The 15,738-nt window shown below is 64.2% G+C and carries 20 protein-coding genes; 12 read left to right on the top strand and 8 right to left on the bottom strand.

Annotated elements, in window-relative coordinates; genetic code table 11:
* Nucleotides 1-25 precede the first annotated feature (25 nt).
* The 10 genes from ABIB78_RS31530 (at nucleotide 26) to ABIB78_RS31485 (ending at nucleotide 8,297) form a co-directional block, all read left to right on the top strand.
* A complete protein-coding gene (locus ABIB78_RS31530) occupies nucleotides 26-154 on the top strand; it encodes a hypothetical protein (protein WP_429031764.1) in 129 nt (42 codons plus the stop codon).
* A 4-nt stretch (nucleotides 155-158) separates the two neighbouring features.
* Nucleotides 159-1,256, top strand: a complete 1,098-nt coding sequence (locus tag ABIB78_RS31525) for an ABC transporter ATP-binding protein (RefSeq protein WP_429031761.1) — start codon at nucleotides 159-161, stop codon at nucleotides 1,254-1,256.
* A complete protein-coding gene (locus tag ABIB78_RS31520; protein WP_429031758.1) occupies nucleotides 1,249-2,274 on the top strand; it encodes an ABC transporter ATP-binding protein in 1,026 nt (341 codons plus the stop codon). Before ABIB78_RS31525 ends, ABIB78_RS31520 begins: the two co-directional genes overlap by 8 nt.
* 21 nt (nucleotides 2,275-2,295) lie before the next feature.
* The gene (gene dhaL / locus ABIB78_RS31515) at nucleotides 2,296-2,919 is read left to right on the top strand and encodes a dihydroxyacetone kinase subunit DhaL (protein WP_429031755.1); all 624 of its coding nucleotides are present in this window, start codon (nucleotides 2,296-2,298) and stop codon (nucleotides 2,917-2,919) included.
* A complete protein-coding gene (gene dhaM / locus ABIB78_RS31510) occupies nucleotides 2,916-3,308 on the top strand; it encodes a dihydroxyacetone kinase phosphoryl donor subunit DhaM (protein WP_429031753.1) in 393 nt (130 codons plus the stop codon). The genes dhaL and dhaM overlap by 4 nt, the downstream gene beginning before the upstream one ends.
* Before the next feature lie 32 nt (nucleotides 3,309-3,340).
* Nucleotides 3,341-3,643: an HPr family phosphocarrier protein gene (locus ABIB78_RS31505; protein WP_371821719.1), complete on the top strand. Its 303-nt coding sequence runs from the start codon at nucleotides 3,341-3,343 to the stop codon at nucleotides 3,641-3,643.
* A 1-nt stretch (nucleotide 3,644) separates the two neighbouring features.
* A complete protein-coding gene (ptsP, locus tag ABIB78_RS31500) occupies nucleotides 3,645-5,264 on the top strand; it encodes a phosphoenolpyruvate--protein phosphotransferase (protein WP_429031750.1) in 1,620 nt (539 codons plus the stop codon).
* Nucleotides 5,251-5,679, top strand: a complete 429-nt coding sequence (locus ABIB78_RS31495; protein ID WP_429031748.1) for a hypothetical protein — start codon at nucleotides 5,251-5,253, stop codon at nucleotides 5,677-5,679. Before ptsP ends, ABIB78_RS31495 begins: the two co-directional genes overlap by 14 nt.
* A gap of 35 nt (nucleotides 5,680-5,714) precedes the next feature.
* Nucleotides 5,715-6,698 (top strand): dihydroxyacetone kinase subunit DhaK, encoded by a 984-nt coding sequence (gene dhaK / locus ABIB78_RS31490; protein WP_429031746.1) that lies wholly within the window; start codon nucleotides 5,715-5,717, stop codon nucleotides 6,696-6,698.
* A 237-nt stretch (nucleotides 6,699-6,935) separates the two neighbouring features.
* A complete protein-coding gene (locus tag ABIB78_RS31485; protein WP_429031743.1) occupies nucleotides 6,936-8,297 on the top strand; it encodes an alpha-amylase family protein in 1,362 nt (453 codons plus the stop codon).
* Between the two features lie 138 nt (nucleotides 8,298-8,435).
* Here ABIB78_RS31485 and ABIB78_RS31480 read toward each other — a convergent pair whose 3' ends face one another.
* On the bottom strand, nucleotides 8,436-8,798 hold the full coding sequence (locus ABIB78_RS31480; protein WP_429031740.1) for a hypothetical protein: 363 nt from the start codon (nucleotides 8,796-8,798) through the stop codon (nucleotides 8,436-8,438).
* A 166-nt stretch (nucleotides 8,799-8,964) separates the two neighbouring features.
* Between ABIB78_RS31480 and ABIB78_RS31475 the strand changes: the two genes are divergently transcribed.
* Both ABIB78_RS31475 and ABIB78_RS31470 read left to right on the top strand, forming a co-directional pair.
* Nucleotides 8,965-9,357, top strand: coding sequence for a hypothetical protein (locus ABIB78_RS31475; RefSeq protein WP_429031738.1), 393 nt, complete (start codon nucleotides 8,965-8,967; stop codon nucleotides 9,355-9,357).
* Between the two features lies 1 nt (nucleotide 9,358).
* Nucleotides 9,359-10,306 carry a UDP-glucuronic acid decarboxylase family protein gene (locus tag ABIB78_RS31470; protein WP_429031735.1) on the top strand — a complete coding sequence of 316 codons (948 nt, stop codon included), beginning with the start codon at nucleotides 9,359-9,361 and terminating at the stop codon, nucleotides 10,304-10,306.
* Nucleotides 10,307-10,338: 32 nt separating this feature from the next.
* Here the strand turns inward: ABIB78_RS31470 and gspM are convergent, their stop codons facing one another.
* The 7 genes from gspM to ABIB78_RS31435 all read right to left on the bottom strand — a co-directional run bounded on the left by gspM (nucleotide 10,339) and on the right by ABIB78_RS31435 (nucleotide 15,733).
* Nucleotides 10,339-10,911, bottom strand: coding sequence for a type II secretion system protein GspM (gene gspM, locus ABIB78_RS31465; protein WP_429031733.1), 573 nt, complete (start codon nucleotides 10,909-10,911; stop codon nucleotides 10,339-10,341).
* Nucleotides 10,912-10,914: 3 nt separating this feature from the next.
* Nucleotides 10,915-11,967, bottom strand: coding sequence for a PilN domain-containing protein (locus tag ABIB78_RS31460; RefSeq protein ID WP_429031730.1), 1,053 nt, complete (start codon nucleotides 11,965-11,967; stop codon nucleotides 10,915-10,917).
* Nucleotides 11,967-12,899 (bottom strand): general secretion pathway protein GspK, encoded by a 933-nt coding sequence (locus ABIB78_RS31455; protein WP_429031728.1) that lies wholly within the window; start codon nucleotides 12,897-12,899, stop codon nucleotides 11,967-11,969. The genes ABIB78_RS31460 and ABIB78_RS31455 overlap by 1 nt, the downstream gene beginning before the upstream one ends.
* Nucleotides 12,896-13,633: a PulJ/GspJ family protein gene (locus tag ABIB78_RS31450; protein ID WP_429031726.1), complete on the bottom strand. Its 738-nt coding sequence runs from the start codon at nucleotides 13,631-13,633 to the stop codon at nucleotides 12,896-12,898. The genes ABIB78_RS31455 and ABIB78_RS31450 overlap by 4 nt, the downstream gene beginning before the upstream one ends.
* Nucleotides 13,630-14,097, bottom strand: a complete 468-nt coding sequence (locus ABIB78_RS31445) for a prepilin-type N-terminal cleavage/methylation domain-containing protein (RefSeq protein WP_429031724.1) — start codon at nucleotides 14,095-14,097, stop codon at nucleotides 13,630-13,632. The genes ABIB78_RS31450 and ABIB78_RS31445 overlap by 4 nt, the downstream gene beginning before the upstream one ends.
* Nucleotides 14,069-14,455 carry a hypothetical protein gene (locus ABIB78_RS31440; RefSeq protein WP_429031722.1) on the bottom strand — a complete coding sequence of 129 codons (387 nt, stop codon included), beginning with the start codon at nucleotides 14,453-14,455 and terminating at the stop codon, nucleotides 14,069-14,071. Before ABIB78_RS31440 ends, ABIB78_RS31445 begins: the two co-directional genes overlap by 29 nt.
* Before the next feature lie 72 nt (nucleotides 14,456-14,527).
* Nucleotides 14,528-15,733 carry a type II secretion system F family protein gene (locus tag ABIB78_RS31435; RefSeq protein ID WP_429031719.1) on the bottom strand — a complete coding sequence of 402 codons (1,206 nt, stop codon included), beginning with the start codon at nucleotides 15,731-15,733 and terminating at the stop codon, nucleotides 14,528-14,530.
* Nucleotides 15,734-15,738: the final 5 nt, after the last annotated feature.

The raw sequence follows: 15,738 nt of genomic DNA, 5'->3' as shown, positions 1-15,738 counted from the left end.
TCGCGGGCCGTGGGAGGCCATCGCGATGACCCTGATCGGAGGCGGCATCATCATGCTGGTGCAGCCCTGGTCGATCGATCTTTACAGCTGCTCCTTCGTAACGATCCTTGCCGGCACGGCCGGCTTTGTCATCGTCAGCCATTTTCCGGAATAGGGCCATGGCACAGATCCGCATCGAGAACCTGCGCAAGTCTTTCGATCAGTTCACCGCGGTGGAAGGTTCGACCTTCACGATCGACGACGGTACGTTTTTCGCGATGCTCGGGCCCTCCGGCTGCGGCAAGACCACCACCTTGCGCATGATTGCTGGCCTCGAGCTGCCGACCGAAGGCAAGATCCTGCTCGATGGCGAGGACGTCGCTTTCCACCGTGCTGCCGCGCGCGATATCGCTTTCGTGTTCCAGCTGTTCGCGCTCTATCCACACATGAACGTCGGAGAGAACATCGGCTTCCCCCTGAAGTGCCAGGGCATGGGCCGGCGCGAGATCCGCGAGCGGGTGCAGGAGACCGCACGAATGTTGCGGATCGAGCATCTGCTGTCGAGCAAGACCTCCAAACTCTCGGGCGGCGACCGGCAGCGCGTCGCGCTCGGGCGTGCCATGGTGCGGCGGCCGAAGGCGTTCCTGATGGACGAGCCTCTGGGCGCGCTCGACGCCGAGTTTCGTCATCTGATGTGCGGCGAGCTGCGCGACCTGCACGATCGCATCAAGGCGACCACGGTCTATGTCACGCATGACCAGCTTGAAGCGATGTCGATGGCCGACCAGATCGCCGTTATGAACAAGGGGCGTGTCGAGCAGATCGGCACGCCGCAGGAGGTCTACGACCGGCCAGCGAGCATGTTCGTTGCCGACTTCATCGGCTCGCCGCCGATGAACTTCCTGCGCTTCGAGGGCGGCTTGCGATCCGGCGATCGCGCGGTCAGCTTCCACGACACCAGGCTTGCGGTGCCGGAGATCTGTGAGGACCGAGCCAGCACGCCGCTGGCGCTCGGCGTCCGTCCGGAGCATATCCGCTTCGCCGACGAGGGCGCCGTTCGCGGCGAGGTGTTCGGCGCGGAATATCTCGGCACCACCCAGATCGTCACCGTCGACACAGCCTATGGGCGGGTCGCGGCGCGGCTGCCTTCCAGTGCATCGGTACGGATCGGCGAAACGATCGGTCTCGAATTCAACGCCGAGCGGCTGGCGCTGTTCGACATCGGCAGCGGCCTCGCGATCAGGACCGCGAGCGAGAGAGGCCCGCGCCATGGCTGACGTCACCCTGCGCAACGTCAACAAGCGCTTCGGCGCGGTGGAGGCTGTCCGCGACCTCTCACTGACGGTGAACGACGGCGAGTTCCTGGTCCTGCTCGGACCAAGCGGCGCCGGCAAGACTACGACGCTGCGGCTGATCACCGGACTGGAGAACCCTGATACAGGCTCCGTCATGATCGACGGGCGCGACGTGACGCACGATCCGCCGGGCTCGCGGGATATCGCTTTCGTGTTCCAACAATATTCGTTGTATCCGCATCTCACGGTCTACGACAATCTGGCGTTTCCGCTGCGCTCTCCCGCGCGGCGGGTGGCGGAGCCGATCATCCGCAGGCGCGTCGAACAGACGGCGGAGCTGCTGCATATCGCAAGCAAGCTGAACAACCGGGCCACCCGGCTGTCCGGTGGAGAGATGCAGCGCGTGGCCATCGGCCGTGCCCTGGTCCGCGATCCTTCGATCTATTTGATGGACGAGCCGCTGTCCTCGCTGGACGCAAAACTCCGCGCGGAGCTTCGGCTCGAACTCAAGCGGATCCAGATCGAACTGGGCGCGACTATCCTCTATGTCACCCACGATCAGGTCGAGGCGATGACGATGGCCTCGCGAATTGGCGTGATCAGGGACGGTCAGTTGCTTCAGCTCGGCACGCCCCGAGAGATCTACGAAAGCCCATCCAGTAGCTACGTCGCCTCGCGGCTCGGGACGCCTCAGATCAACTTCCTGCCGGCTCGTCTGCTCTCCGATGTAGCGGTGCCGCCCGGAACGGAGACGGTCGGCATTCGCACCGAGCATCTTCAACTCGGCGCGCGCAATGGCGGGCAGATGGTCGGCCGCGTGCATCGGGTCGAGCACCTCGGCGAGCAGAATCATGTTCATCTGGACTATAAGGGCGAGACACTGGTGACGCTGGCGGACCCGCATCAGCCGCTGCAGGCCGGCCAGGAGGTCGAACTGCATCTGGTGCGTCCGTTGTGTTTCGACCGTGCGGGGCAGCGCATTCCCGCGGCGGTTCATTAGAGGGGCGAGAGGATCGAACAGATGTCGGTGCAACCCGAAACATTCAGGTCGTTGGTCAAGGCGGCCGCGGAGCAGGTCATCGCCAGCGCGCCGGAGCTGACCAGCCTGGATCAGGCGATTGGCGATGGCGACCACGGGACCAACATGAAGCGCGGTTGCGAAGCCGTACTCGGCAAGCTCGATGCGATCTCGGCGCAGCCGCTCGATGAAGCGCTGAAGATGATCGGCAAGACCCTGGTGATGACGGTCGGTGGCGCCTCCGGCCCGCTCTATGGCAGCTTCTTTCTTGCCGCGGGCGAGGCGCTGTCGCACGACAAGCGCCTGCCCGACGATCTCGCCGAAGTCTTCGGCAGTGCCGTGAACGCGGTGAGCGCGCGCGGCCGCTCGCAGGTCGGCGAGAAGACGATGCTGGACGTGCTGGTTCCGGTGCTGGAGACGTTGAAGACGGCGGCCGGCAAGCCGGATCTGATCGCGCGGGTGCGCACCACCGCGACCGAGGCGGTCGAACGGACAGCGCCGATGCAGGCCACCAAGGGGCGCGCGTCGTTCCTCGGCGCGCGCAGCGTCGGGCACGTCGATCCCGGCGCGCGGTCGAGCTGCGTGCTGGTGCAGGCGGTGTGCGCGGGCCTGGAGGCACGGGCATGACTGAGACCGTGGGGATTGTGATCGTCTCGCATTCCAGCGACATCGCCAAGGGAACCGCCGACATGGTGCGGCAGATGGTCGGCAGCGAAGTCAAGGTGGCTTTCTGTGGCGGCAATCCCGATGGCGGATTGGGTACCAGCGTGCCGCTGATCATCGACGCCATCAATGACGCCTGGTCTCCGAAGGGAGTCGCGGTGCTCGTTGATCTCGGCGGAGCCGAGACCAACAGCGAAATGGCCGTTGAGATGCTGGAGCCTGCGCGACGAGATCTCGTTGTCGTATGCAACGCGCCGATCGTCGAGGGCGCCGTGATGGCGGCGACCGAAGCGGCGGGCGGTAGCTCGCTGGCCCAGGTCAAGGCCGTGGCCGAGGAACTCTCTGCCGACTGAGATGTCGGCGATGCGATGAATGGATGATGAGCATGCTTGATAAGGCGGACGGACAGATCTTCACCGGCAATGTGCGGCTGGTGCACGCGGTAGGCATGCACGCGCGCCCGGCGGTCAAGCTGACCAAGCTCGCCAAGAAGTTCCAGGCCCAGATCTCGGTGCGGGTCGCGGGTGCGCCGGAGTGGATCAATGCCAAGAGTGTGGCCAAGATCATGGCGATGCGCGCCGCACACGGCAGCACGATCGAGATCAAGGCATCCGGCAGCGACGCCGAGGCCGCCGTCGCCGCGCTGGTCGATCTGGTTGCCAGCGATTTTCCAGATGGAGCGGGCTAGCATGCAGGGCGGCGCTACAGGACTGGCTTACCGCGGCAGGACCGCCTCGATCGGCTTTGCCCACGGTCCGCTGGTCCGCGTCGATGCGGGCGCGGGCGGCGAGCGGGTGGCCGGCACGCTGGTCGAGGAGGCGCTCGCTTTGCGCAAGGCGATCGATCTCGCAAGCGGGCAGATCGCCGATCTTGCCGCCAGCGCCGGCGGTGAAGCCGCGCAAATCCTCGAGTTCCAGGTCGCATTGCTGGAGGATGAGGATCTGATCGAGGCGATCTTCGCGTCGATCGGCGAGGGGCGTCCGGCCGACGTCGCATGGCGCTCGACGCTCGACGAGCAGATCGCGGAGTACAAGTCGGCGGCGGATGAGTATCTGCAGGCCCGCTCGTCGGACCTTGCGGACCTGCGCGACCGCGTGGTCCACATTCTGCGCGGCGACGAGGGCGAGCCGCTGAAGATCCCGAGCGGAGGCGTCATCTGTGCCGACGACTTGCCGCCGTCGCGCTTCCTCGAGATCGACTGGTCCGGCGGCGGCGGCCTGGCGCTGCTGCACGGCAGTCCGACGAGCCACGTCGCGATGCTGGCGCGTGCGCGCGGCATCCCGATGGTCGTGCAACTCGGCGCCATTCCGGCTGTCGGCGCCACGGCGCTGCTCGACGGTGAAGGCGCGACACTGGAGCTAGATCCCAGTGCCGAGCAGGTGCGCATCTTCGAGAAGCGGCGCGAGAGCCATCGCAAGAGCAGGGCATCCGCTCGCGCAATCCTGCGGCGGCCGACGGCCTCGTGGCGCGGCGAACACATCAAGCTCTTGATCAATATCCAGCGCGTCGACGACCTCGATCATGCGGATGCGCAGTATGCCGACGGCATCGGCCTGATGCGGACGGAATTCCTGCTCGCCGGGCGGAGCGACCTGCCGGATGAGGAGACCCAATTCCAGGCCTATGACGCGGTGTTGCGCTGGGCCGGACAGCGGCCCGTCACGATCCGCACGTTCGATGCCGGCGGCGACAAACCGGTGCCCGGCTTTACGTTCGACAGCGAAGCCAATCCGTTCCTCGGCGTGCGCGGCTTGCGGCTTTGCCTCGCCCGGCCCGAGATTTTTGCTGTCCAGCTCCGCGCGCTGGCCCGCGCCGCGGTGCGCGGCAATCTCAAGGTCATGTTCCCGATGGTGACGTCGGCGGACGAGCTCGAGGCGGGACGGAAGCTGTTCGCCGACATTGTGCAGCGCTTGCAGGCCGAAGGCGTTAACGCGATGCTTCCCGAACTGGGAATCATGGTCGAAGTCCCTGCTGCGGCCCTCGCGATTGCGACGTTCAAGACCGCCTTCTTCTCGATCGGCTCGAACGACCTCGCACAATACGTCCTTGCCTGTGATCGTTCCAATGGAGCTCTGGCGGCCTTGCTCGATCCGCTGCATCCGGCTGTGCTCGAACTGATCGCGCGAACCGCGGAGCACGGACGTCGCGCCGGAATCAGCGTCAGCCTGTGCGGTGACATGGCGAGCGACCCGCGCTGCATTCCGGCGTTGCTGAACTGCGGCCTGCGCGAGCTTTCCGTGAACGCATCCACGCTCGCGCAGATCAAGCAGTCGATCGACCGGCTGAGCGGCGGAGGTGGCCTTGGCTGACACGGCAACCGATGAGCCAGCCGAGGCCGGCGCTGTTGCGGTTTACAAGCGCATCTTCAAGGAGGTGCTGGAAAGCCGTCCGTCAGGGATGCGGCTTCGTCTTGCGCATGCCATGGGCAAGAATCGCAGCTTCGTGAGCCAAATCAGCAATCCCGCTTATCCGGTGCCGATCCCGGTACAGCATCTCAACACGATCTTCGATGTCTGCCACTTCCCTCCGCAGGCGAAGGCCGCCTTTCTTCGTGCTTATGCGCGCGCGCATCCGCGTCGGATCGGTCGCCTGACCGAAGGGGCGCATGAGCGGACGCTGACGCTGCACTTGCCTGATCTCGGCAGCGCCAAGCGCAATGCCGAGCTCGATGCGCTGCTCCAGGAATTCGCGCGGCGCTTGAGTGCGATCATGCGAGAGAAATAGCCGCGAAGCCAAATCGAGTAAGCGGGGAGGAGACAATGAAAAAGTTCATCAATTCAGTCGACGACGTGCTCGCGGAGAGCCTAGACGGGTTCGCAGCCGCGCATGCGGATATCGTCGCGCTCGGCTCCGAGCGGAAATTCGTGCGGCGGCGTGTGCTGAACCCGAAGAAGGTTGCGCTCGTGTCGGGCGGCGGCAGCGGGCACGAGCCGCTGCATGCGGGCTTCGTCGGCCACGGCATGCTCGACGCTGCCTGTCCGGGCCAGGTTTTCACCTCGCCGACGCCGGATCAGATCGTCGAGGCGGCCCAGGCGGTTTCCGGCGAGGCCGGCGTGCTGTTCATTGTGAAAAACTATGCGGGCGACCGTATGAATTTCGAGATGGCGGCCGAGATCGCCGAGGGCCGCACCGCAACCATCGTGACCGACGACGATGTCGCGGTCGAGAAGTCGACCTACAGCATCGGGCGCCGCGGCGTCGCCGGCACATTGATCGTCGAGAAGATCGTCGGCGCGGCCGCCGAGAAGGGCGCCGATCTTGAGGCCTGTGTCGCGCTCGGTACACGCGTCAATGCGCGGACACGCTCGATGGGCGTAGCACTGACGAGTTGCACCGTTCCCGCCGCCGGCACGCCCACCTTTAGGCTCGGAGAGGACGAGATGGAAATGGGCGTCGGCATCCACGGCGAGCCGGGACGCCGCCGCGTCAAGCTCGAGCGCGCCGATGCGATCGCCCACGAGATGATCGCGGCCATCGCGGGCGATTTCGACGCACGTGCCGGGACCGAAGCCCTGCTGCTCGTCAACGGCTTCGGCGGCACGCCCACGATCGAGCTCTATTTGATGTACAACGCGGCACGCCGGATGCTCGAGAAACGTGGCCTGCGCATCGCTCGTTCGCTGGTTGGCAGTTTCGTCACATCGCTGGATATGGCCGGGTGTTCGCTCACGCTGAGCCTGCTCGACGCCGAGACGACCGCGCTTTGGGATCATCCCGTGCGTACGGCAGCGTTGAAATGGTGATTGCGGGAGGTGATCGCAGGGTCGGTCCCGGTCCGGGATCGGCTTGGTGACGGCTCACTCCTGATCCGGGATTCTCTCGGTCTTGCCTTCCTCAAACTTGCCGTCTCGCTCAGACGCGGCACTTCTTTTGCTTGGATTGCGAGACGCTGACGGAGGAGGACATAGGTCTTATTCCGGTCGCGGTCTTGCTCGCTGCCGGCGCCAATGGTTTGCTGTTCGTGAAAGGCGGCGATCGACTTGAACAGTGAAGATCAGCGGTCACGAAACTGGATCGAGCGGGCGGTCTGGTGGCAGTTCTATCCGCTCGGCTTTGTCGGGGCCGAACGCGAGGCGTGTGCGGCTGTCACGCATCGCCTTGGCCATCTTGTCGCCTGGTTGGATTATGTCGTGAATTTAGGCGCCTCCGGGATCCTGCTCGGACCGATCTTCGCCTCGTCCACGCATGGCTACGACACGATCGATCACTTCCAGATCGACAGGCGGCTCGGCGACGAGAGCGATTTCGATGCGCTTGTCAAGGCGGCCCGTGATCGCGGGCTGCGTATCGTGCTCGACGGCGTGTTCAATCATGTCGGCCGCGAGTATCCGCTATTTCGGCGCGCGATTGCAGATGGCCCGCATTCGCCTGAAGCCTCGTGGTTTCGCCTGACCCGGCCAACGAACGGCGCTTCGGATGAATCGCCCGATTATGCGACCTTCGAGGGCCATCGCCAGCTCGTTGCTCTCAATCATGACGAACCGGCTGTCGCCGAGTATGTGATGCGCGTGATGAGCCATTGGCTCGAGCGTGGTGCCGACGGCTGGCGGCTTGATGCGGCCTACGCCGTCCCAAGACGGTTCTGGGCCGATGTCTTGCCTGCGGTTCGTGCCCGGCATCCGGATGCCTATATTTTCGGCGAGGTAATCCACGGCGACTATTCCGCCTTCGTTCGCGAGACCGGTGTCGACGCGGTTACGCAGTATGAACTATGGAAGGCGATCTGGAGTGCGTTGAACGATCGCAATTTCTTTGAACTGGCCTGGGCACTGGAGCGACACAATGCGATGCTCGACAGTTTCGTGCCGCAGACCTTTATTGGTAATCACGATGTCACGCGGATCGCGAGCCAGCTTCGCGATGAACGGCATCTTGCCCATGCGCTGGTCATCCTTATGACTTGCGGCGGCCTGCCATCAATCTATGCCGGCGACGAACAGGCGTTTCGAGGAGTCAAGGAACGTCGTGCCGGAGGAGACGACGCGATCCGTCCGGCATTTCCCGCAACATCAAGGGATCTGGTACCTTTCGGCTGGCCGACGTTCCGGATTCATCAGGAACTGATCGGATTGCGGCTGCGGCATCCGTGGCTCCATAGGGCCCGCACTCGAGTAACCGAGCTTCGCAACGCCGAGCTCGTGATCGAAGCATTCCACGAAGAAAACCGGCTGTGGGTTGCGCTCAATGTGACCGACGCGCCGATCGCGTGCGCGATCCCTGCTGCGGTCGATAGGTTGGCTGGAGACCTCGCGGTCCGCCAAAAGCGAGGGATGACAGAGATTACGTTGCCGCCCCATGGCTGGGGAGTTCTTGCGAAGCAGTCAGACGGTTCGAGCGCGTGACCTTTGCCGTGGGAGGGAAGGGTTTTGGGTGAATGTTTCCAAATGCGCCTCGAAATCGTCGGACAAATAAGCGGATCTTGATTCCGCCATTCGGAGGTTCGATCCCTCCCGCTCCGGCCTGCAAACAAGCCATTGAACTCAAAAAGGGAACGGATCTTTCCCGGCCGGCTTCGCCGTGCGGAAAAAGTGTGGGCGCGGTCGCTCGGCGACGCGCTGGCGATCGTGTGCGGCGCGGAGGTCGGCGGAGACCAGATCGACATCGCGGGCGTGTCTGCGGGGTATCCGCGCCATGACGACGAGGTCCTCAAATTCGAGATCGCTGGATGCTGAACTGAAATCAGATCCAAGCGCGAAAAACTTCTGCAGGTTAGCCCAACGTGAATCGTCGCAGTTCACCAACAGCTCGCAGATAGCGCGACGTGACGTCAGCGCTTCGCGCGTAACGCAAAACGCAAGCCCGGCCAGGTGGCCCGCTGCGAACGCTCGGCATTGCGCAGCCATTCACGTAACGCAACGCGGACAAGACAATTACAACGGGAAACGCCACAAAACTGCAATGCCGTGATGCTATCGTCTATTGCCTGCCACGCGGCAGCTGCAATGAAATGTCCGCAGTGCGTTCGCTTCCATGCATCGCCTATGTAATCGACAACTCGTTGTGACGGCGATGGCGGCGATACTCTCGTCTGCTGCTGCTGGCGCAGCTGAATTCACGATCGTCAACGCTTCGAACACGCCGCTGCAGCACCTCTACATTTCGCCGTGCGGCGCGGGGGTTTGGGGGCCGGATCAATTTGCGGGGGCGTTGCCGCCCTCGCGGTATCACACGGTTTCGAGCATTTCGCCGGGCTGCTACGACATTCAATTCGTGGTTGCTCCCTGGAATAGCTGTGTCCTTGCCGGCGCGTCGCTTCGCAGCAACGAAGTCTGGAAGGTCACGCAGTGGACGGTGTTCGGCTCGCAGAGCGGCGATTGCTCGCATGTCGCGGGCTACGTTCCCGCCCGTCGACATCCGTGGGTTTGGCCGCAGGCTTCACGCTCGGACATCAAGAGAGAGTGACGTGGCAAAGGTGCTGGTGACCGGCGGAGCCGGATTTCTTGGCTCGCATCTGTGTGAGCGGCTGGTCGAGCAGGGCCACGACGTGCTCTGCGTCGACAACTACTTCACCGGCAGCAGGGGCAATATCGCGCGTCTCATCGGCAATCCTCGATTCGAGGTCATGCGCCACGATGTGACGTTTCCGCTCTATGTCGAGGTGGACCAGATCTACAATCTGGCGTGCCCGGCTTCGCCGATCCATTACCAGTTCGATCCGGTGCAGACGACCAAGACCAGCGTCCACGGCGCCATCAACATGCTTGGACTCGCCAAGCGCGTGAAGGCAAAGATCCTCCAGGCCTCGACCTCGGAAGTTTACGGCGATCCGGAAATCCATCCGCAGGTGGAATCCTATTGGGGACACGTCAACCCGATCGGACTGCGCTCATGCTATGACGAAGGCAAGCGCTGCGCCGAGACGCTGTTCTTCGACTATTGGCGCCAGCACGGCCTGCGGATCAAGGTCGTGCGAATATTCAATACCTATGGTCCCCGCATGCATCCGAACGACGGCCGCGTGGTGTCGAACTTCATCGTCCAGGCGCTCGGAGGCAATGACATCACCATCTACGGAGATGGCCGCCAGACCCGCAGCTTTTGCTACGTCGACGATCTGATCGAGGCCATGATCCGGACCATGGACACGCCAAACGATTTCACGGGGCCGATCAATATCGGCAATCCGCGCGAGTTCACCATCCGTCAGCTGGCCGAGCAGGTCATTGTAATGACCGGATCACGAAGCAAGCTGGTGTTCGAGCCGCTGCCGTCCGACGATCCCCGGCAAAGGCAGCCGGACATTTCGCTGGCGCGTGCAGTGCTCGGCTGGGAGCCGACCGTTGATCTCAGCAATGGCCTCGAGCGAACGATCGAATACTTCCGCGGCCAGTTGAGAGAAGCTGCCGAATAGCATCGTTGGCCGCCTTGCGCAGTTGCGATCGATCAAGCCGTCCTGCGGCGCCAGAAGGCGTGCACCGTCAGATTGACCTTCAAGACCGGATCACCCGCAGTTCGCTCAGTGGATCCTCCCGGCTGCACCAGCAGTGCGTCGACGAATACATAGGGCGCGCCGCTTTCGAGCCGATAGAGCAGCGTCTGCAATGCAGCGAGCGTGGCATTCAGCGAGATCTGAAGCCTGATTGCGTCGCTCTTGTCGTCGCGATCGGCGGGAATCCCGGACGAGACCAGGACCGCGTGCTGACTCGTCACCAGTTCGGAGAGATAAGCCTGGAGCTGCGCCGTGGCGAGGCCGCTGGTCGACGCATCCAGGAACGCGGCCGCCGGTGCCGCAAGGCGTTGGCTCGGCGTGCGCTTATTCGCAGCCGGCCGCGAATGCGCCTCGAGTGCAGCCAGCTGGTCGCGCTGTTCGGCGAGACGCTGCAGGGCATTGGCCCGCGTCTGCAGCGCGCCCGCGATCGCGACCGCGCAGATCAGCAGCAGCGCGCAGAGGCCGCCGACCGCGAGGACTTGCTCACGGTTGACGTCGAATTTGAAATTGAGCTTCGCCTTCAGCACGATTTACTCTCCATCGATCCTGAGATGCGGTTCGACGCGCGCCTCGATATGGAACACGAAGCGCCCGCCGTCGGCATTACGTGTTGTCGGGGCAAAGAAATGCACATCCTTGAAATGTCCGGAACGTTCGAGCGGTGCGATCAACGACGGTGCGTCGCCAGCGAGGCCGACGATGCGCAGCGTCGAACCGTCCATATTCAGTTCCGTAAGATAGGACCTATCGGGTAGGGTGCGCGACAATGCTTCGACGACGACCACCGCAACCGGAGATGTTTCCTTCAGGGCACGCGCCCGTTCAGCCGGCGCGAGCGAGGCGATCGCCTCTTTCGACGAGCTTCCCCTGATCTGACGCTGCAGCGTCGCAAGGCGAGGTCCGACCTCATCGCTCTCGCCATCCGCGGATGCAGCAGTCACGAAAGCCCAGACGTTCACCACCAGCGTCGAGCAGACCGCTGCGACGATCAGGCCGCTGATCATTCGGCGTGTCCGCGAGAGATTGGTGTCGGTCGCGTCGGTGAGCCGCGACCACAACGTGACTGCCGGTGTCGCGTCATCGCGGCCCCGGCCGGCAACGACACGATCGACCCGGAGGCCCCGCGCGCTGAACTCGCTGCACACGTCGTCGAGCGTCGCGCGCGAGGTGGCGAGGACTTGCACATTGAGGATGCTTGCATCTTCGCTGGCCGCTGCATTGAAGCCATAGGCGACCTGGTTCGCCCGCCACGGAAACAGCCGCTCGATCTGATTGCGCACGATGCCGGCCAGCAGATCGCGCGCCTGCGCGGGAACGGTCATCGACCGCGCGACGACATCACCGGCTTGAAGCTCCAGAATGACGAAAGATTTCTGCGCGGCGCTAACGATCTCGTCCGGGAGCGCGCCCGCAGACCCCGCCGCGAACGTGGAGCTTGCCGAATTCTTCGCGTCCTCCAGTACCCATTCGCTGGAGGCTCTGCTAATCCGCACCCATTGTCGGGCACGGCGCCGCTCCTGCCGGCCGAGCCACAGGCGGGCGAGGACGTCGATCCAGCGTCGCATGATCACGTCGATGGTCATCAGCGCGCCTCCGGCAATGCAACGACGCCGGTCCTGGCGAACCGCGATAGCGGGGTCCAGGCCAGAACCCGATACGGCTGCTTGTCCTCGGGGAGCAGCACGATGAATGCTTTGGCCGCTGCGGTGTATCCGTCGGTCGTGCCGGCGACGAGGTCCACCGCGACCACATGCGTCTGCTGGACCTTCAGGTATTTTTGCGCTGGTCCAAGCAGGAAGGTGAGGCGGTCAGGATCGACAAACGGAGAGCTGCGCATGTCGAGAAAGGCGTTAATCCGCTCGGCATCGAAGGACGGCAAGGCCCGCAGCACCGCAACCGGTGCGGTGAGCGGATTGACGGTCTCGCCGCTGTAGACGGTAATCAAGGGCGCCATCGCAGCCATCCATTGCGGCTGCATGCCGGGAATATCAGCGATCTGCCCGATGTCCGTGAACGGTGCGGGAGCGGCTGGTTGATCCGGCTTGACCGCCGCCGACGGTTTCGTCGCATCGTTCGGCCGCGTCTGCGCATCGTTCGGTCGCGCTTGTCCTGCGGCGTCGCGAAGCGCGACAATCCTTTGCGCCAGGATGCCGGCATCGTCATCGTCGGCCCCGACGTAGCGGAGCAGGGAGGCCAACAACTCGACCGGGGCCCTTCCGATGTCGATGCGGCCGCTCTCGTCGCTGACGGTAAGCTGAACCGACCCGGTCGCAAACGTCAGCGTGATGCTGCGCTCCGTGAGCGGAGCATCTCGCAGCGCCGCGACAATACCGGCGGCAGCCTCGAGCCCCGCGGTCAGGAGTCCATCGGCTTGCGCGCGATCCCGGTCGATCCGGACGATGCCCGCGAGGCTGCGAAACGTCGTCGACGTTGCCATGGCGAGGGCGGCGCACAGCGCGATCGCCCACAGCACGGCGAGCAGGACCATGCCGCGTTGGGTGTGCCGGCTGCTCATCGGCGTGCTCCGGCCGGCGGATCTTTCGCCGGCGTCTCCTTCGGCGATGCGGACTTGCCGGTCACGCAATCGGCGTTGGCTCCGGGCTGGGCACAGCCGATCGGCGCATCGGCCCGCAGCGCGAACTGAACGCCAGGCAGGAGATCGGCGCCGCTTGCGCGGTCGCGGATAGTCAACCGCACCAGCCGCGGCAGCAGCGATTGTCCGATCCATGTCGCGCTCCAGGACATAGTCCCGTCCGGACCAGGGCTTCCGAACGTAAAATTCATGTCGATCTGACCTTCGATCACGCGGACGGGATCCTGCAGCGCGACGCTTGCGAATGGTGTGCGTTGTCCGTGCCATCGGGCCCGGCGCCGGACCAGACGGTCGATACCATCGGTCTCCTCGACCTGCAGGCTGACGACCTCCTCGCCCTGGCCGCCACCTGCACTGCTTCCGGTCACAAACGTCACTTGGTTGGCATCGCCATTGAAGGCGGCCGTGGCATCTGCGCCGTCCCGCTGCGTCACTTGCCGGACGGATCCAATATCCGCCGCGAGGCGGTCGACCGCGAGTAGCAACTGATCCGTCTTTCCCACCGAACCCGTCCTGCGATCGAAGTTCAGCGCGACGTTGTTGATCAGCACCGCGGTTGCGGCAATCACCGCGGACCCGATGGCGAGAGCCGCAAGCACCTCGATCAGCGTGAAGCCGGGCGCCGTACGGGCGATCAATCGAAGGGTGGCGCTCATTCGTCGGCTGCCAATCCGAGCCTCAGCGTATCCGCGCTCACCGTCTGTCCAGGCGCCCACGACACCGTTGCAACAAGATGATAGGCGATCCAGCTCCGACGCTTGGCGCCGGGCTCTTCCTTCTTGTTCGACGCAGCCGCGGCCGGCACGTCCCGCCGCACAACCATGGCATCGACGAACATGGGCTCGGACGTAACCGACCAGCGCAGACCGGCGGTCTCGCCGTCGCGCGTTCCGTTTGCGAGAATGGAACGGTCGACCGGCGAATCGAGAATCGAGCGCAGCAAGACCTGCGCCGCAACGCGGCCGTCGATCCTGTCGGCGATGCGGCGCGCGTAAAACAAATGCGGGCCGAGGACGGACACGAACGCCAAAAGCAACGCCAATGCCACCAGCGCCTCGATCAGGGTGAACCCGGCACGCGCATCGCGCGGTTCAGGGCAGATCGACCGCAACGCGCCCATTATACCAGTTGACGTCCACCTCATAGCGCACATTCTCCCACGAGAATTTCAACACCGCGCCGGTTGAAGCGCCATCCGGCTCGAACCTTACGACCGCCCGGCGTCCCGACCAGAGCTCGTCCACACCGATCACATCGACCAGGACGTCGCTGGGGATCGCGATCGTTCCGGCTTGCCCGACGATCGTCCGCGCATTTCCGTCGAGCGACACCCGGCGGCTCTGCCCGGTGAGAATCGCCGCAAGCCGTTCGCGTCGCAGCAGCGCGGCGGTCTGCAGCGCCAAAGCCTTCAAGTTGCTGCGCCCCGTTCCGGGAACCTTCGTCACCACCAGCGACGCCAACATCGCGATGATCAACATCACCGCCATCATCTCGATCAGGGTAGAGCCCGCAGACGAACCAGTGATTGTCATTCGCGCCATCGGTCGCCCCTACATCGCCAGCTCGGTGATACTGAGCAGCGCACTCATGATCGACACCACCAGCGTCCCGATGCCTATGCTGACGGCAATAATGGTGATGGGGCCGATCGCACCCATCAGGCGGTCGAGGCCAATCGCGAGCCGCTGCTCATAGAGATCGGCGGCGTGCCGTGCGATCGCCGACAGATCTCCGGTCTCGTCGCCGACCCGAAGCATACGGACCGCAAGCGGCGGCACTAGGTCGCTCGCGGACAGCGCCTCGATGAACCGGCGGCCATTCCGCACCTGCTCGTGCACCTGCTCAACCGCTGCCGCGTAGCGAGGCTCGGTCATGATATCGCGCAGGATCTTCAGCGCGGTCGGCAACGCGACCCCGTTCTCGACCAGCAGCCCCAGCGTGCCGATGAAACGGGCGGTGCGGCGATCCTGCATCGGGCCGGACACGCCGGGAATGGTCGCGAGTACCGACATCAGCGATGCCCGCGCGGTTGGTTGGCGCAGGATCAGCCAACCGAGCAACAGCACCGCACCGCAACCGCCAAGGAACGTGTCGAGATGGGCGCGCAGCCACGTCGACATCGTGAGCGCAAAGGCCGCCCCGGAATTGAGACGTCCGCGAAGCTCCGTGAACACCGACTCGAACTGCGGCACGACATAGAGCAGGAAGAAAAAAAGGATGACCAGCGCCGAGCCGACCAGGAACATCGGGTAGCGAACCGCTGACGTGATCCGCTGCGACAAATATTCGCGCCGCGTCCGGTCCTCGACAATCGCCCGCAGCACCACTTCCAGTTTGCCGGACGCTTCGCCGGCGCGAACCATCGCGATGTAGATCGGTTCGATGATCTGGTTGTAGCGATCCAGCGCCTCGGCGAAGCCGTCACCGCCCGAGACTGCCGAGCGCAGCCCGCCGGCGAAGCGGGCCACTGCCTTGTTGGTGTCTTCCTCCAGCGTCTGGAGCGCAGCTTCCAGCGTCAGCCCTGAGCGAAGCAGCAAAGCGAGCAGGCGAAGGAAGGTGGTCAGTTCGCGTTGCCGTGGCAGGCTTCCGCTTGAAACACCGGAGCGCAGCGCGGTGCGGCCAGCGATCTCGGCTTCGACCGGCAGGTGGCCGAGATACTCGATACGGCGCAGCACCTCCTCGCGCGAGGGCGCGTCGACGTCGCCGAGAATGATCTCGCCGGCCTTGGTCAACGCGCGGTAGCGGTAGTGCGGCATGACCT

This window comes from Bradyrhizobium sp. I1.14.4 (assembly GCF_050435825.1).
Classification (GTDB): Bacteria; Pseudomonadota; Alphaproteobacteria; order Rhizobiales; family Xanthobacteraceae; genus Bradyrhizobium.
The sequence above is the reverse complement of the archived record's forward strand: the minus strand, read 5'-3'. Positions and strand labels throughout refer to the sequence as shown.

Bases quoted from the DNA above. Each gene is read 5' to 3' on its own strand.
- ABIB78_RS31530 (WP_429031764.1), top strand. From the start codon at position 26: ATGACCCTGATCGGAGGCGGCATCATCATGCTGGTGCAGCCCTGGTCG.
- ABIB78_RS31525 (WP_429031761.1), top strand. From the start codon at position 159: ATGGCACAGATCCGCATCGAGAACCTGCGCAAGTCTTTCGATCAGTTC.
- ABIB78_RS31520 (WP_429031758.1), top strand. From the start codon at position 1,249: ATGGCTGACGTCACCCTGCGCAACGTCAACAAGCGCTTCGGCGCGGTG.
- dhaL (WP_429031755.1), top strand. From the start codon at position 2,296: ATGTCGGTGCAACCCGAAACATTCAGGTCGTTGGTCAAGGCGGCCGCG.
- dhaM (WP_429031753.1), top strand. From the start codon at position 2,916: ATGACTGAGACCGTGGGGATTGTGATCGTCTCGCATTCCAGCGACATC.
- ABIB78_RS31505 (WP_371821719.1), top strand. From the start codon at position 3,341: ATGCTTGATAAGGCGGACGGACAGATCTTCACCGGCAATGTGCGGCTG.
- ptsP (WP_429031750.1), top strand. From the start codon at position 3,645: ATGCAGGGCGGCGCTACAGGACTGGCTTACCGCGGCAGGACCGCCTCG.
- dhaK (WP_429031746.1), top strand. From the start codon at position 5,715: ATGAAAAAGTTCATCAATTCAGTCGACGACGTGCTCGCGGAGAGCCTA.
- ABIB78_RS31480 (WP_429031740.1), bottom strand. From the start codon at position 8,798: ATGGCTGCGCAATGCCGAGCGTTCGCAGCGGGCCACCTGGCCGGGCTT.
- ABIB78_RS31475 (WP_429031738.1), top strand. From the start codon at position 8,965: ATGGCGGCGATACTCTCGTCTGCTGCTGCTGGCGCAGCTGAATTCACG.
- ABIB78_RS31460 (WP_429031730.1), bottom strand. From the start codon at position 11,967: ATGACCATCGACGTGATCATGCGACGCTGGATCGACGTCCTCGCCCGC.
- ABIB78_RS31455 (WP_429031728.1), bottom strand. From the start codon at position 12,899: ATGAGCAGCCGGCACACCCAACGCGGCATGGTCCTGCTCGCCGTGCTG.
- ABIB78_RS31450 (WP_429031726.1), bottom strand. From the start codon at position 13,633: ATGAGCGCCACCCTTCGATTGATCGCCCGTACGGCGCCCGGCTTCACG.
- ABIB78_RS31445 (WP_429031724.1), bottom strand. From the start codon at position 14,097: ATGGGCGCGTTGCGGTCGATCTGCCCTGAACCGCGCGATGCGCGTGCC.
- ABIB78_RS31440 (WP_429031722.1), bottom strand. From the start codon at position 14,455: ATGTTGATCATCGCGATGTTGGCGTCGCTGGTGGTGACGAAGGTTCCC.
- ABIB78_RS31435 (WP_429031719.1), bottom strand. From the start codon at position 15,733: ATGCCGCACTACCGCTACCGCGCGTTGACCAAGGCCGGCGAGATCATT.